Annotated in this window: 18 protein-coding genes; all 18 read right to left on the bottom strand. The window is 35.5% G+C overall.

Annotation, left to right across the window (positions count from 1 at the left end):
• The 18 genes from ahrC to spoIIIAA all read right to left on the bottom strand — a co-directional run bounded on the left by ahrC (nucleotide 1) and on the right by spoIIIAA (nucleotide 15,191).
• Nucleotides 1–450, bottom strand: a complete 450-nt coding sequence (gene ahrC, locus ADJ83_RS08690) for a transcriptional regulator AhrC/ArgR (protein ID WP_031535236.1) — start codon at nucleotides 448–450, stop codon at nucleotides 1–3.
• Nucleotides 451–734: 284 nt separating this feature from the next.
• Complete coding sequence (locus ADJ83_RS08685) at nucleotides 735–1,565, bottom strand: TlyA family RNA methyltransferase (protein ID WP_031535238.1); 831 nt, start codon at nucleotides 1,563–1,565, stop codon at nucleotides 735–737.
• Between the two features lie 7 nt (nucleotides 1,566–1,572).
• Nucleotides 1,573–3,465, bottom strand: coding sequence for a 1-deoxy-D-xylulose-5-phosphate synthase (dxs, locus tag ADJ83_RS08680; protein ID WP_031535240.1), 1,893 nt, complete (start codon nucleotides 3,463–3,465; stop codon nucleotides 1,573–1,575).
• Between the two features lie 422 nt (nucleotides 3,466–3,887).
• Complete coding sequence (locus tag ADJ83_RS08675) at nucleotides 3,888–4,781, bottom strand: polyprenyl synthetase family protein (protein ID WP_031535242.1); 894 nt, start codon at nucleotides 4,779–4,781, stop codon at nucleotides 3,888–3,890.
• 3 nt (nucleotides 4,782–4,784) lie between these two features.
• The gene (gene xseB, locus ADJ83_RS08670; RefSeq protein ID WP_031535244.1) at nucleotides 4,785–5,024 is read right to left on the bottom strand and encodes an exodeoxyribonuclease VII small subunit; all 240 of its coding nucleotides are present in this window, start codon (nucleotides 5,022–5,024) and stop codon (nucleotides 4,785–4,787) included.
• Nucleotides 5,025–5,027: 3 nt separating this feature from the next.
• Nucleotides 5,028–6,374 (bottom strand): exodeoxyribonuclease VII large subunit, encoded by a 1,347-nt coding sequence (gene xseA / locus ADJ83_RS08665; protein ID WP_031535246.1) that lies wholly within the window; start codon nucleotides 6,372–6,374, stop codon nucleotides 5,028–5,030.
• Nucleotides 6,375–6,561: 187 nt separating this feature from the next.
• The gene (nusB, locus tag ADJ83_RS08660; RefSeq protein ID WP_031535248.1) at nucleotides 6,562–6,957 is read right to left on the bottom strand and encodes a transcription antitermination factor NusB; all 396 of its coding nucleotides are present in this window, start codon (nucleotides 6,955–6,957) and stop codon (nucleotides 6,562–6,564) included.
• A gap of 274 nt (nucleotides 6,958–7,231) precedes the next feature.
• Nucleotides 7,232–7,639, bottom strand: coding sequence for an Asp23/Gls24 family envelope stress response protein (locus ADJ83_RS08655; RefSeq protein ID WP_031535250.1), 408 nt, complete (start codon nucleotides 7,637–7,639; stop codon nucleotides 7,232–7,234).
• A gap of 15 nt (nucleotides 7,640–7,654) precedes the next feature.
• Nucleotides 7,655–9,013 carry an acetyl-CoA carboxylase biotin carboxylase subunit gene (accC, locus tag ADJ83_RS08650; protein ID WP_031535252.1) on the bottom strand — a complete coding sequence of 453 codons (1,359 nt, stop codon included), beginning with the start codon at nucleotides 9,011–9,013 and terminating at the stop codon, nucleotides 7,655–7,657.
• An 18-nt stretch (nucleotides 9,014–9,031) separates the two neighbouring features.
• Complete coding sequence (gene accB, locus ADJ83_RS08645; protein ID WP_031535254.1) at nucleotides 9,032–9,502, bottom strand: acetyl-CoA carboxylase biotin carboxyl carrier protein; 471 nt, start codon at nucleotides 9,500–9,502, stop codon at nucleotides 9,032–9,034.
• Between the two features lie 484 nt (nucleotides 9,503–9,986).
• Nucleotides 9,987–10,547, bottom strand: coding sequence for a SpoIIIAH-like family protein (locus ADJ83_RS08640; protein WP_031535256.1), 561 nt, complete (start codon nucleotides 10,545–10,547; stop codon nucleotides 9,987–9,989).
• Nucleotides 10,548–10,560: 13 nt separating this feature from the next.
• Nucleotides 10,561–11,214: a stage III sporulation protein AG gene (spoIIIAG, locus tag ADJ83_RS08635; protein ID WP_031535258.1), complete on the bottom strand. Its 654-nt coding sequence runs from the start codon at nucleotides 11,212–11,214 to the stop codon at nucleotides 10,561–10,563.
• Nucleotides 11,207–11,839, bottom strand: a complete 633-nt coding sequence (gene spoIIIAF / locus ADJ83_RS08630; protein ID WP_031535260.1) for a stage III sporulation protein AF — start codon at nucleotides 11,837–11,839, stop codon at nucleotides 11,207–11,209. The genes spoIIIAG and spoIIIAF overlap by 8 nt, the downstream gene beginning before the upstream one ends.
• Nucleotides 11,840–11,854: 15 nt before the next feature.
• Entirely contained in the window at nucleotides 11,855–13,087 is a 1,233-nt protein-coding gene (gene spoIIIAE / locus ADJ83_RS08625; protein WP_051640901.1) for a stage III sporulation protein AE, read from the bottom strand.
• A gap of 31 nt (nucleotides 13,088–13,118) precedes the next feature.
• Complete coding sequence (gene spoIIIAD, locus ADJ83_RS08620; protein WP_031535265.1) at nucleotides 13,119–13,514, bottom strand: stage III sporulation protein AD; 396 nt, start codon at nucleotides 13,512–13,514, stop codon at nucleotides 13,119–13,121.
• An 8-nt stretch (nucleotides 13,515–13,522) separates the two neighbouring features.
• A complete protein-coding gene (gene spoIIIAC / locus ADJ83_RS08615) occupies nucleotides 13,523–13,729 on the bottom strand; it encodes a stage III sporulation protein AC (RefSeq protein ID WP_016204918.1) in 207 nt (68 codons plus the stop codon).
• 19 nt (nucleotides 13,730–13,748) lie between these two features.
• Nucleotides 13,749–14,264, bottom strand: a complete 516-nt coding sequence (gene spoIIIAB / locus ADJ83_RS08610) for a stage III sporulation protein SpoIIIAB (RefSeq protein WP_031535267.1) — start codon at nucleotides 14,262–14,264, stop codon at nucleotides 13,749–13,751.
• Entirely contained in the window at nucleotides 14,265–15,191 is a 927-nt protein-coding gene (gene spoIIIAA / locus ADJ83_RS08605; protein ID WP_031535269.1) for a stage III sporulation protein AA, read from the bottom strand.
• Nucleotides 15,192–15,507 lie beyond the last annotated feature (316 nt).

The following is a 15,507-nucleotide window of genomic DNA, read 5'->3' as shown; positions in this document are numbered from 1 at the left end:
TTAAAGCATATCAAGAAAACGATCGCTAATTCTCTTGCCTTCTTCAGCAGAGCGGCAAATGATTAGACATGTATCATCTCCACATATTGTACCTAGTATTTCATCCCAATCTAAATTATCAATTAATGCACCAATGGCCTGTGCATTCCCAGGCAAAGATTTTAGAACGAGCAAATTTTCTGCTGAATCGATTTTAACAAAGGAGTCCATCAGCATTCTTTTTAATTTCTGCAATGGATTAAATCGTTGGTCAGCAGGAAGGCTATATTTATATCTACCATCTTGAAGGGGCACTTTAACTAAATGTAATTCTTTAATATCCCTTGAAACAGTAGCTTGTGTTACATTATAGCCGGCACTTTTCAATTCATCTACTAATTCATCTTGCGTTTCTATATCATTATTTGTAATAATTTCTCTTATTTTTATATGCCTTTGACCCTTATTCATATTTTCCATCCTTTATAGTGGTTATCATTTCATTATGTATAATGTTTATTGCTCTTTATATAAAAGTATTTGTTTCCTTTTATTCGTTCATTCGATTTTTTTAGACATTTTCCTTCTATCTTATTTTACCGTGTTTGTTCGCCTTTTTACAAGAACAAAGAATAAAACAACATTACTTTTGTATCTTCTATTGTACAGCAAAAAGGGTTAGCCAACATAAGAGATCTTCTACTAGCATTATTGTACTAGTTCTCTTCATGTAGTCAAACCCTTCTACCATTTGCTTATTTATCGGTTTCTTTATTTGCCTTCAATTCAGCGTGTGCCGCTTCCACAGTCTCTTTTATTTGATAAAAATGCTCATGTTTCTCCTCGCGTTCATCCCAATGAAGATGAAGCAAAAATTCAATGTTGCCATCACCGCCAGTTATAGGAGAAAAGGACAGATTTTTTATGATATATCCTTCTTTTTTCGAAAAATCGATTATTTTTTCTAAAACAGACTCATGGACTTTTCGATCTCTGACAATTCCTTTTTTCCCAACTTGTTCTCTTCCCGCTTCAAATTGCGGCTTCACTAAAGCAATGACATCACTGCCTGAAACTAATAATGTTTTTAACACAGGCAATATTAGCTTTAAAGAAATAAATGAAACATCAATAGAAGCAATATTCGGCATTTCTCCTACTAAATCAGCAGGAGTTACGTAACGGAAATTCGTTCTTTCCATAACAATTACACGCTCATCCTGTCTTAGCTTCCACGCTAATTGGTTATAGCCTACATCTAAGGCATACGATTGCTTTGCTCCGTTTTGCAAAGCACAATCAGTAAATCCTCCGGTAGAAGAGCCGATATCAAGCAATACTTTATCTTTCATGTTGACATCAAATACTTTGAGTGCCTTTTCCAACTTTAAGCCGCCTCTTGAAACATACTGCAGCGTCTTTCCTTTTACTGTCAGCTTAGCATCGGCATTTATTTTTTCACCTGGTTTATCCAGTCTATTTTCCTCACAATAAACAATCCCTGCCATCACAGCACGTTTTGCCTTTTCCCTTGTTTCAAATAAACCTTGTTCCACTAATAATACATCTATTCTTTCTTTCTTCATGAATGCTCTAAGCCCTCTTTTGTTTATTTCTTGCAATCGCTAAAAGTCTATTTACTACTTCTTCTTTTGTTAAATTAATTTCTTCTAATAAAGAATGGACATCACCATGTTCAATAAATTGGTCAGGAATTCCCATACGATCGATTACATTTGCGCCATAGCCATGATCGTGTGCATATTCTAAACAATAACTTCCAAATCCACCTTGCAGAATTGCTTCTTCTAATGTCAATATTGGAATTTGTTTTTTTAATAAATCCGTTAACATTGCTTCATCTAATGGTTTGATAAATCGCGCATTGACGACTTTCACGTGTATGCCTTGGGCTTCCAGCTGATTTGCTGCCTCCATTGCCATTTCAATGGTTGTTCCAAAAGTAAGGATTGCGGCGTCAGATCCCTCTCTTAACACTTCCCATGTACCGATTGGAATCGTTTTTAATGCAGAATCTAGCTCTACCCCAATTCCATTTCCGCGAGGGAAACGCATTGCAATTGGTCCATCATTATACTTGATTGCCGTATTTACCATATGCTGCCCTTCATTTTCGTCTTTCGGCATCATTAAAACTAAGTTTGGCATATGACGTAAAAATGCAATATCATAAATCCCTTGATGCGTTTCTCCGTCTGCACCGACTAAGCCTGCACGGTCAATTCCGATAAACACATTTAAATTTTGACGGCACACATCATGAAGCATTTGATCGTATGCACGTTGTAAAAATGTAGAATAAATCGCTAAAAATGGCTTCATTTTTTGTGTTGCCAGTCCAGCTGCTAATGTAACAGCATGCTGTTCTGCTATTCCAACATCAAGCATTCGATTTGGGAATTCTTTTGCAAATGATTCTAATTTTGAACCAACTGGCATCGCAGGTGTAACAGCAACGATTCGTTCATCTGTTCGCGCCAATTTCAAAACAGTATCACTTACTAGTTTACTCCAGGCAGGTGCCGTAATAGTCGGCTTTACAAAATCTCCTGTCTCAATCTTATATGGACCTGTTCCGTGCCATGTGCCAATTTTATCTTTTTCAGCAGGAGAGAATCCTTTCCCTTTTTTCGTAATTACATGTAATAATACTGGTCCAGAAGTTTTCTTTGCATAATTTAATTGTTCAAATAAGTCTTCGAAATCATGTCCATCAACTGGCCCTAAATAAGTAAAGCCTAACTCTTCAAAAAACACACCAGACACTAATAAATACTTTAAACTATCTTTAATTCTTTCAGCAGTGGCTGCCATCTTACCACCGACTGCAGGAATTTTCTTTAAAAGCATTTCTAATTCATCTTTAACCCATTGATACTTGCCAGCAGTTCTTAATCTTCCCAATACTTGATGAAGGGCACCGACATTTGGGGCAATCGACATTTCGTTATCATTAAGAATCACAATCATATTTTTCTTTTCATCACCGATATGATTAAGTGCTTCAAGGGCCATTCCACCTGTTAAGGCTCCATCCCCAATAATCGGAATAATATAAGAGTCTTCCTTTTTCAAATCGCGAGCTACTGCCATTCCCATTGCTGCCGATAAAGATGTGGAGCTATGGCCTGTTTCCCATACATCATGCTCACTTTCATTCATTTTTGGAAAACCGCTCATCCCCTTGTATTGTCTAAGGGTATCAAAATCTTTTGCTCGACCAGTTAAAATTTTGTGTACATAGGATTGATGCCCTACATCCCATAGCATTTTATCCTTTGGACTATCAAAGCATTTATGAAGTGCAAGTGTTAATTCGACTACTCCTAAATTTGGACCAATATGGCCACCAGTTAGAGAAAGTTGATTAATTAAAAAGTGACGGATATCTTCGCTAAGGCTCTTGAGCTCCTCATTGGATAATCCTTTTAAAAATGCTGGATTTTCAATTGACATTAAATCCATTAGGTAACAACTCACTTTCGTTCAGTTATAACCAATAGTCAATATTTCTTAAATGACTATATTGGTATATCTTCCTTCCATTTAACCATTTTCATTTCTTTTTCGCCAAAGATTGTATTTTATATTAGAATACCTTATTTTATAAAAAAAACCTAATTTATTCTTATTATTAAGTATGTATTATACCATTCATTCCCCCATAATAGTAGTAATTCTACATAGTTAAATGAATGAAATGAAGCGCTAAAAAGAAGGATGCCTCCAAATGGAACACTCCTCTTGCACAAATATAGAGGTTTATACTTCTATAAAATGCATAAGTGTTGTCAAATATGCTGGAGACACCCTGGTCATCTGATTCTCTATTCTTATTTTCCTATATAGTTCCGAGAAAGCCTTTAAATGTTTTAAGGAAGATATAATTAATTATTTCTATAGGCAATTAAATCTGTAATCTTTTCTAAGATTGCACTATCTATAGGCAAGCTTTCAAGAAGACCTTTTGCTTGTCTGATATGCAAATCTAATTCACTTTTCGCTCCATCCATTGTGAGTATTTTTGGATAGGTACTCTTGTGATTACCCATATCACTTCCAATTGGCTTTCCAATAAGCTCTTCATCACCCTCTAAATCTAATATATCGTCTCGAATTTGGAAGGCTAAACCTAAATGATAAGCAAATTGCTTTAGCTGCTTTATTTCAGTGTTATTAGCACCTGCTAATTTTGCACCAATTATAATGCTAACCTCTAGTAGCTTTCCTGTTTTATGTAGGTGGATTTGCTCAAGCTCTTGTTGATTTAAGGTTTTATTTTCCCCTTCAATATCCGCAACTTGTCCACCCACCATGCCTTCTGCACCAGCTGCTTCTGCTAAAAGACCGATTGTCGCGAGTATCGTTTCTGCAGGAATATTTTGTTGCTTCATATTCGCCATTATTTGAAAGCTGTAGGTAAGTAGGGCATCTCCTGCCAAAATTGCAATTGCCTCCCCGTATACTTTATGATTTGTTGGTAGACCTCTTCGTAAATCGTCATCATCCATACTTGGCAAATCATCGTGAATCAAGGAGTAGGTATGTATCATCTCAATTGCTATTGCTGGTAATAACCCGATAAGTGGATCTTTTCCATACGCCTGTATAGTTGCAAACAAAAGTAATGGTCGAATTCTTTTTCCACCCGCGTTTAAGGAATAGAGCATCGAATCTTTTAAGTTAGCTGGTGCTGCTAGCTTTTCTACATTTTTCTTTAATTCCTTTTCCAATATATCCTTATAGTTGCTTGTAAATGCTGACAAAGAGATATTATTCAAGCGTTATTCCTCCTCAGCAATTGAAAAAGGTTGTTTTTTTCCATTTTCTAATACTACTTCAGCCAATTGTTCTTCAACATTTTTTAATTTCTCATGACAATATTTAGAAAGCTCCATTCCTTTTTTATACGTGTTAATTGCCTCTTCTAACGGAACGTCTCCCTCTTCTAGTTTTTCAACGATTCTCTCTAATTCTTCCATCGCTTCTTCAAAAGATGGATTTTTTTCTGAATTGGTTGCCAAAATCTATCTCTCCTTTACCGCAATAATTTCTGCTTCTACCATTCCATCAGCCAGGTTTAACTCAATCTGATCCTTAGGCTTGACTTGTTTAATACTTGCTATTAACTTCCCGTGATGATCGTATGCTACATTATAGCCTCTTTCCATTATTTTCAGCGGACTTAATGCATCCATCTTCCCTATTTTCGAAAGAAAAGCTTGTCTTTTTGCTTGCAGAATAAGCTCCGTATTACGAACTAGATTTTTTTGTAAGCTAGCTAAATCTTGATTGGCCTTCTTGATATAATGATTAGGGTGATTTCTAACAAGCTGCTTTTGTATTAATTCCTGTTGCATATGTTTCTGTTCAAGAACTCTTTGCACATTACGCGTTAATAATTCTGTCTGTTTATCTAGCTGCTCCATTTTTTGGTCATACAATACCTTTGGATAACGAAATGCATAGGAACGCTGAATTCTATTTAGACGAAGCTTCTGTAACTCAACTTTCTCTTTTATCCCTCTAATCAACCGACTTTGCCTTGTCAAAATACGCTCTACAAGTTCATCTATATGGGGTACAGCAAGCTCAGCTGCTCCAGTTGGAGTCGGCGCACGCATATCAGCAACAAAATCACAAATAGTAAAGTCTGTTTCATGACCGACAGCGGAAATTACTGGAATATTCGAAGTGTAAATGGCTCTGGCAACGATTTCTTCATTAAAAGCCCATAATTCCTCTATGGAACCGCCACCTCTACCTACTATGAGGACATCAATCAATGGAGAATCCTGTTCATTAGCTTGTTGAACAGCCTTTACAATAGAAGGAGCCGCTGTTTCTCCTTGCACTAGTGCTGGATAGATCATTATTTTTGCAATGGGATATCGTCTTTTAATTGTCGTAATAATATCTCTTATTGCAGCACCAGTTGGAGAGGTAATTACACCAATTGTTCTGGGATATTTAGGAATGGCTTTCTTATGATCTTGGCGAAACATGCCTTCTTGTTCCAATTTTGCTCTTAACTGTTCATAAGCCAAATAAAGTTGACCTATTCCGTCTGGCTGCATTTCTGAAACATACATTTGATATTGCCCGCTTGATTCATAAACTGTGATACTTGCTTTAATAAGTACTTTCATCCCATTTTCCGGCTTAAATTTCATTTGCTGATTATTTCGAGCAAACATAACTGCCAAAATCCTCGCCTTTTCATCTTTTAAGGTAAAATACATATGACCACTTGAATGCTGCTTAAAATTTGAGATTTCTCCTTTTACCATAATCTCATGCAAATGAGGATCTGCATCAAATTTCCTTTTTATGTATTTAGTCAATGCATGTACCGTTAAATAACGTGATTCCATTTATAAAAAACTCCTTTTACAGGATGGAAAAAGGGGTGTAGTATCCATACACCACATCCCTTTTCGTTCATGTTTATAGGTTATAGAAGGAAACAATTCAGGATGATATCAAATTTTTTGTTCTAGAAGGAAACAAAATTTGAATTGTCACATATTCATACTATTAATCAAACCATCGTTTCTCTTACTACTCTTGATTAGCTTTAATCTTAGATAATACACCGTTGACAAATCTACCAGATTGATCATCACCATAAAGTTTAGCAATCTCTACAGCCTCATCAATTGCTACATTTACAGGTACATCATCTGCTTGACTATACATAATTTCATACGTAGCAAGACGAAGAACATTACGGTCTACATTTGCTATTCTTTCTAGAGACCAATTTTCTAGGTATTGCTTTATCGTTTCATCAATAGATACTTGATGGCTTAATACACCATCCACTAATTTGGTAAGGTATAAATCTGATTTTTCTCCTTCTAAAACATGTTCTATTGCTGTTTCCTTATCTATATCACTAATATCAATTTGAAATAGTGCCTGTAAGGCCTTTTCTCTGGCAGTTCTTCTTTTCATTATTTATGGCTCCTTTAAAATCCTTCCATAGGTTTTTCAACCTTTTTATCTATGCTACATGAATAATAGCATAAATAAAAACAAAACTCTATCTTACATGAAAAAAACCTAGAATTCTGTTCTTATTAACAGGTAATTTTCACAAAAACAAAGGCTGTCCAGGTTATCAGTAATAACTATTAATGAGGAAGTCCCTCAATTAATAGTTATTTTGCTCTTACCTGTTCAGCCTTTGCTATTTAAACGCTATGCTATCGTTCCTTTGCCTGTGTCTTTACATCTCTTGTTGTAATTCAGCTTCTTGTTTTGCTGTTTCAAACTGAACTCCAACAATGTGAATATTAACCTCTTCTGTAACAAGTCCAGTCATATTAATTAATGTCTGACGAATATTATCTTGAATTTGCTGAGCTACTTGTGGAATAGATATACCAAAATTCATCACGCAATATACTTCCACTTTTATTCCTTCTTCACTGAGGTCAACCTTTATACCTTTGTTGTGTAATTTTTTACCAAACTTTTCCACTACTCCAGTTGCAAAATTGCTTCTCATTTGTGCTACACCTTCCACTTCAGAAGCAGCAATACTTGCAATAACCTCAATTACTTCAGGAGCAATTTCTACTTTACCTAACCCATTATACTCTTGGTTCATTTCTAAACTTGTTGTTTCGCTCATTACCTTTTCCTCCTTTTAATCTTCTGATTTCATTAAATCATACATTTCTAAAAACTTTGTGTTGAAGTTGCCTTCCACAAACTTTTCATGATTAAGGAGATTCAAGTGAAAGGGAATCGTGGTATCTACACCTTCGATCACAAACTCACTCAGCGCCCGTTTCATGCGGGAAATAGCTTCCTTTCTAGTTGACCCATATGCAATTACCTTAGCAATCATACTATCATAGTATGGTGGGATCGTATAACCAGGATAAGCAGCTGAATCAACACGTACTCCTAATCCGCCTGGTGGTAAATACATGTTAATCTTCCCTGGTGAAGGCATGAAATTCTTCGCAGGATTTTCTGCATTAATCCGACATTCTATTGCCCAACCAGTAAATGTAACATCCTTTTGTTTGTATTCTAGTGGTTTGCCTGATGCAACTAGTATTTGTTCTTTGATTAAATCAATACCTGTTACCATCTCTGTTACTGGATGCTCTACTTGGATACGCGTATTCATTTCCATGAAATAGAATGCTTGATTTTGATAGTCAAAGATAAATTCTACTGTTCCTGCACCTGTGTAGTTAACTGCTGCTGCAGCTTTAACTGCAGCATCTCCCATTTTCTCTCTCATTTCTTCTGTTAAAACTGGAGACGGTGTTTCTTCAAGAAGTTTTTGCAATCGACGCTGAATAGAACAATCTCTTTCTCCTAAATGAATAACATTTCCGTAATTATCTGCAAGTACTTGCAATTCTACATGGCGGAAATCCTCAATGTATTTTTCTAAATACACGCCTGCATTACCAAAGGCTGTTAAAGCTTCTTGTTGGGTAATATTTATTCCTTTAACTAGTTCTTCTTCTGTTTTAGCAACACGGATACCCTTACCACCGCCACCTGCCGTAGCTTTAATAATTACTGGATAACCTATTTCTTTCGCTAAAGTAATTCCTTCTTCTAAATCTTTAATAATACCTTGGGATCCAGGTACGATTGGAACACCAGCCTGACGCATTGTTTCTCTAGCAATATCTTTTGTCCCCATTTTATTAATAGCCTCTGGACTAGGGCCAACAAACGTGATTTTGCAATCTCTGCAAAGTTCAGCGAAATCAGCATTTTCTGCTAAAAATCCGTATCCTGGATGAATAGCATCACATCCAGTCAATGTTGCTACGCTGATTATATTTGTAAAATTCAAATAGCTATCCTTGGAAGCTTTTGGACCAACACAGTATGCTTCATCTGCGATTTGTACATGCAAAGCCTCACTATCTGCTTCTGAATAAATGGCTACAGTTTGAATATCTAATTCTCGACATGCTCTTATTATGCGGACAGCTATTTCGCCTCTATTTGCGATTAACAGTTTTTTTATCATTGACTAAACCCCTCTTTGTTACGCCTTTACTAGGAATAATGGTTCTCCGTACTCTACAAGTTCTCCATCTTTAACGAGGATTTCTACAATCTCCCCATCTACTTCTGCTGTAATCTCATTAAATAGCTTCATCGCTTCTACGATACATACAACAGAGTCTTTCGTCACTTTGTCTCCTACTTTTACAAACGCATCTGCGTCTGGAGAAGCTGATTGATAAAAAGTTCCTACCATTGGAGAAGTAATTTTATGTAAGTTTTCATCGATTGATTTTGCAGGTGTTTCTGCAACTACACTTTCAACTGCAACTTCTTTCGTTGTTGCTTCTTGTTGTTGAATTGATTTTGTAATAACTGGCGCTGAAACTACTGTTTCGCCAACACTCTTCTTGATTTCGACTTTCACACCATCTTGTTCATATAAAAAATTACTAATAGTAGAATCATCTATTAATTTAATTAATTCTTTTACTTCTGAAATATTTAACATATAATTGCACCCCTTAAATCATTCTTTTAGGACTAGATACTAATATCATACGATAAGACCTTATGATAATTCAACAACCATCTTTAAAATATGACTTTTTTGCTACTATTACTTTCATTTTTTTCCTTTTATTATGTGAGTCGAAAGGGGATCTCCTCTCTTTCTACATACTTATCATACCACTATCTTTTTAAAATAACTAATCCAAGGTGTACAATTAAAAGAAAACGCTTACTATTATTATAGAGGTAAAAAGAGCAAAAATTAATTACTGTTAGAAGCTCTATTTTCTTCCTAATTTATTCTATTTCATTCTCTTTTTGAACACCTCTACTTAATTTGCTGACCAGTTACACACCTTATATTCCATTGTCTATTTTCCTGATTGTTTGGACAATCGCCTTACAAAAAAACTGTAGACACTTCCCAAAAAGTATCTACAGTTTCGCTAACTATTCATTATCTCTCATTTTCACAAATATTATTATTGTGGATCAATTTTTACTGCAACATTAGCGTTTGGTGCATCCATATTTTTGCGAACAAGCTGAACAATTTCATTCGCTGCTTCTGCGGATAATTCTTCTGCTTTTACGGTTACCTTCACTGTACCATCATCTGAGGTCTGTACAAGCACATCTTCATAATTTTCTGCTTTAATTAGGCTTTCCATAATCTTTTCATTATCTGTAATTTCCTGAAGCTCTTTAATCTTTTCTGTAGCTTCATTTTTTTCTTCTGCTGTTTTATCCTTTGAACCTTGAATGGTTACTAATTCTTCCTTCATCTTGTCGCGCTGTTCCATTAAATCAAGTCTCATCTGTTCAAATACTGCTTCAGAATCAGTTGTTGTAACAGTGCTTTCCCCGTTACTATCAGTAGCTGCTTCCTCTGCATCATTCGTTGTTGCATTTTCTGTATTCTCATCTTCGCTAGTTGCAAGTTCATTTAATCGAGATTCTGGGGATGTGATATAGTAGACTGACAATACCACAACCAAACTTAACATCGTTAATAACCATACTGTTTGCTTTTTTAATAACATCTATTATTCCCCCTTAGTTTTGTTTAGGCTGTACAGAAACTCTATGGCTTGAAACATCTAACGCCCGAGTAACTGCCTCCACAATCATTGTTTTAACTTTTATATTTTCAGCTCCTTTTGCAACAACGAGTACACCAGCAATTTTAGGCTTCATCGTTTCCACTACAATTGGAACTTGTTTATCCCCATTGGGCACCAATACCACTGTTTCCTCATTCGATGTTTCTTCTACGCTTCTATTTCCTCCTTGTGTATCTTCTTCTTCTGTTTTTTGAATCGTTTGTGAATTATTTTTTTCATATATTTTTTTTTCAGATCCTTCTAAATTCACATAAACAATCGCATCTTTGACACCTGCTATTGCATTTATCGCTTCCTTAATTTGTTCCTTGTATTGTTCTTCATAATCAGCAATAGTTAAATTGCTGCTATCGGCTTTTTGTCCAAATGTTTCTTGAGCATTTTCAGAGGAAGCATCATTACTTAATGCGGAAACTTCTTGGGCGTTATTATTGTCCTTAAAAAACATGTTGCTTAAAAGCATAATGGCTACGCCAAACAATACAACGATGACAAGATAGGTGGCTTTTCCTTTTTTCTTTTCATCCCCGTCATTTGACAGTACATTTTTTAACCAGCTTAATGGCCCTTTGTCCTTGTTATCCATTTTTCTCCTCCTCCCCTCCTTCGTACATAATTACAATTGCATCATCTCGTACTTCCCATTTTTCGGAAAGAAAAGAAACAATACTTTCTGTATCCATTTGTTTCGATTCATTTTTGTCAAGAAGAGGTTGCTGTGTGTCAATTCGAACAGGGCTTACAGCTTCCACAACGTTTTGTGGATCCTTGCTTTCTTTCATATGAATAACCATTTCTGCTAAGTTTTCAGGAAACCCAACATCCTTCTCTTTGTCGATTGATAATTGAATCGAATTGATCTCCATTCCGTAATTTGCTATCAACTCCTCATTTGCATCCTCTTTTAATTGGACAGCCATTTTATTTAATGTATATTCATCAAGTGAGGCTTGTATTTCTCTTTTTTTCAATTCGATCGAATTATTCATATTTTTTTGTTCTGGCTCGCCGATCGCACTGGCAGTGAACACAGCTTCAAAGTCACTAGAAATCAGCTTAAATACAGGTGTCAATATAACAGTTATTAGTAATAATCCAGCGACCATCTTGGCATATTTCTGAAAGGTAGAGTTTGGCAATAGCATGTCCACAACAGTTGCTAGCAAAATAAACAGAATTATATTTGTAACCCACTCTGTAATAAAATTCATCCTTGCCCCTCCTTTCTACCTCACCATCATTGTTATATTACTTGCAACAATGATTACTGTTATACTTAGGAAAAACATAAGGGAAACGATTGCTAATGCTGCAAAGACATAGATAACACTCTTACTTATAACATCTAAGCATTTAATAACAGGTCCTCCGCCAATTGGCTGTAAAAGTGCTGCGGCAAATTTATAAATAAAAGAAATCATTAAAATCTTAATCGCAGGAAAGGCAACAAGTAGAAGGAGAATTACCACTCCTGCTATTCCAACCGTGTTTTTTAACAATAAGGAAGCATTTATAACTGTATCTGTTGCATCTGTAAACATTCGGCCTATAACCGGAATGAAATTTCCCGTTACAAATTTAGCTGTCTTAATCGTAATTCCATCCGTTATTGCTGACGATGCACCTTGGACGGAAATAACACCTAAAAATATAGTCAAGAAAGTTCCTAAGATCCCTATACTGATATTACGTAATAAATTAGCTAATTGTGTAACTTTGTATTGTTCTGATAGACTGCTTACGACGTGAAGTAAAGTTGATAAAAACAATAGAGGAAGCACAATATATTCAATTAACATCCCACTTGTATTCATTAAAAAAAGAATAACGGGATGAAAGAAAGCTGCAGATATGGCTCCGCCTGAAGCTGCCATAAGCCCTAGCAATAAAGGAACTAGTGCTAATATAAAATTTGTCATATTCGATATTGCGTCACTAGCATAAGTAATTGCTACATGAAAGCTATTCAATGCGAGAATAATGATAACCATAAACACGATCGCATAGGCGACAGTACTAATAGAGCTTTTCTCAAACGAGTTTTGGAGCATTTGCAGTAAAACACTAAATATAGTAAGCAAGATTAACGATCCTAATAATTTTCCATTTACTATAATTTCATGAAATGCAAATTGTAGCATGCCGTGAAAAAAGCCTTGTAAGTCAAAAGTTTTATTTCCTATCATAAAATCATATAGGCTTCCCTTTTGGCTTTCTGGCAAAAATCCACCATATTCTGTTTTAACCGAATCCCAAAATTCCGTTAATTCATTTAGATCTAATGACTCCAATTGTGATTCAACAAGTTTTGTTGGATCAACTCCTTCTTCATTTGTTTCTTCTAATGCTTCTGACTGTGGTACTTCTTGTGACTCATGAGGTGAGGCTTGTACAATCGGTTGATAGAGAAAAAAGATAGCTGCCATTATTAGTAGTACGACTTTCAACTTTGTTTTCAATTTTTCCACCTCGAAATAAACGGTTTCCTACTTAACTTGGAATCATATTTAAAATTGTTTCTACTAATACAGTCAATATTGGTACCGCCATTGCTAAAATCAAGATTTTTCCTGCTAGTTCAATCTTTGATGCGATAGAACCTTGTCCTGCATCTTTAGTAATTTGCACTGCAAATTCTGCTATATAGGCGATGCCAATAATTTTCAGAATTGTTTCTACGTAAACAGTGTTTACCCTTGCATTTAAAGCAATTCTTTCTACCATTTGGATAATTGCCGCTATTTGGTCAACAAGAAAAAGGAAAATTGCACAGCCAACAAACACAACTAATAAAAAGGCAATATTGGGCTTTTGTTCTTTTACCACCAATGCTAAAAAAGTAGAAATTAATGCAATTCCAACTATTTGAAGAATTTCAATGATGATATCCTCCTTTACCCTTGGAATAAAAATACGGCTTTTATCTTTTGAAACAAATCATTTACAATATTCGCTACCATAAATAGAATGTAAATAAATCCAAATAAGGTAACCCATTGTGCATACTCCTTCTTGCCAACTTGGTCGAGGATTGTGTGTAAAAAAGCTACGACGATTCCTACTCCTGCGATTTTGAATATAATATCGACCTCTAAGCCCATAAAAGTCTCCTCCTAAAAACTACATCAATAAAATGACAATCAGCAGACCGGACAGAAATCCTAAGCTTCTTACCATTTTTTCATATTTCCCTTGTATTTCTCTTGCCTCTTCTTCTTCTCTTTCTAAATGAGTCAGCGTAAGCATTATTTGCTTTTGTTGTGAAAAACGGTCGTGCCTGCCTAATGTTTCACCGAATTGCTTCATGATTTCTAATTCAGTATCTTTCATCGCCGTTTTTTTCCAAATATCATGTAAAGATAAACTCCACGCTTCTTTGACAGTTGTATCTTCTTTGATTAAGCGCTCCGCAAAACTTCCAAAAAAAGAACTTAGTGGATCACTTAATTGTTCTGCTAATCTTCTGGAAGCTTCATGTAAGGGGGTATGTCCATACATAATCTCCGCCTCTAATGATTGAAGTGCTGATTTTAGTGCCCTTATTTGCTTTGGTCTTTGGCTTAATAGTTTTGAAAATTCCATTCCACCCCAACTTGTTGAAGCAAGAATCAAGATAGCGCCAATTATTTTCACCATTTATTTCACCTTCATTTCATCCATTAATAAATGGCCTTGTCCATTTCTTATTGCTGTTACTGTGCCAGGACCCTTCTTTCTATTTAATTCAATATAGCGTTCAAATATGCCCATTTTTATCATCCTAGAAAGCATCGGTCGTTTTTTTACTTCTTCCAAGCTTGATCCATGTGTTGTCATTACTAATTGAATACCAGCATTAACAGCTTCTAGGATTGCTTCTTCATCTTCTTTTCGACCTACCTCATCTACAATCAGAACATCTGGGCTCATGGAACGAATCATCATCATCATTCCTTCCGCTTTTGGACAAGCATCCAGAACATCTATGCGTTGGCCAAACGTCATTTGAGGTATTCCATCCATACACCCTGCAATTTCGGATCGTTCATCCACAATCCCTACTTTCGCTGGCTTACGTAATGAATGCTCCTCTTCAGATGAAATTAATCTAGCTATATCTCTTAATAAGGTCGTTTTCCCGGTCTGCGGGGGTCCAATAATCATCGTATGCCGCCATTTTCCTTTATCATATAAATAGGGAATGTATGGATTAGCTATTCCGATCTTCTCCTTTGCAATACGAATATTGAAAGAAGCTACATCCCGTATTGCCTTTACTTTGCTATCTTGCAAAATAACTCTGCCCGCAAGTCCAACACGATGCCCACCTTGAACAGTGATATAACCTCTTTTCAATTCTTCTTCCATTGTATAAACCGAGTATCGACTTATTTTATTTAGTAATTGGTTCCCATCCTCTTTCGAAACAATAAATGGAAAAAAGATAGAATGTCCATTTATAAATACTTCTAAAGGTCTGCCTATCCGAACTCGAATCTCTTCCATACCTAATCTTTCAGATGGAGGGATTGTGAGTATTTGATTTTCAATAGATTTAGGCAAAAAAGAATAGATAGTATTCACAAAAAATTCCTCCTTTGCTATAAGATTTCTGCTTTTTTTCAGCTTTTCATTGATTTTATTGGTTGTAAATTTGCAAAGTTAATTCTGGCTGCTATTCATTATTCATATACAGAAGAAAACTTCCCTCCACATAACATACATAGGATGACTTATTAAAATGTATGCTCGTCTACCTTTTTTATGTCATTTCCTGTTTGATTCCTTTATTTTTATACATGTAATTTATTTAAGAACCTCGCAAAGATAGGTAAATAGGGATTAAAAAATGCTTTTTTTCAAAAGCTATACAAGATTAAACGTCAAACGCCTAGGAGGA

Origin of the sequence: Bacillus sp. 522_BSPC, assembly GCF_001076885.1 — a bacterium.
In the GTDB taxonomy this organism is placed as follows: Bacteria; Bacillota; Bacilli; order Bacillales; family Cytobacillaceae; genus Niallia; species Niallia hominis.
Note: the sequence above shows the minus strand (reverse complement) of the source record. Positions and strands in the feature narration are given on the sequence as shown.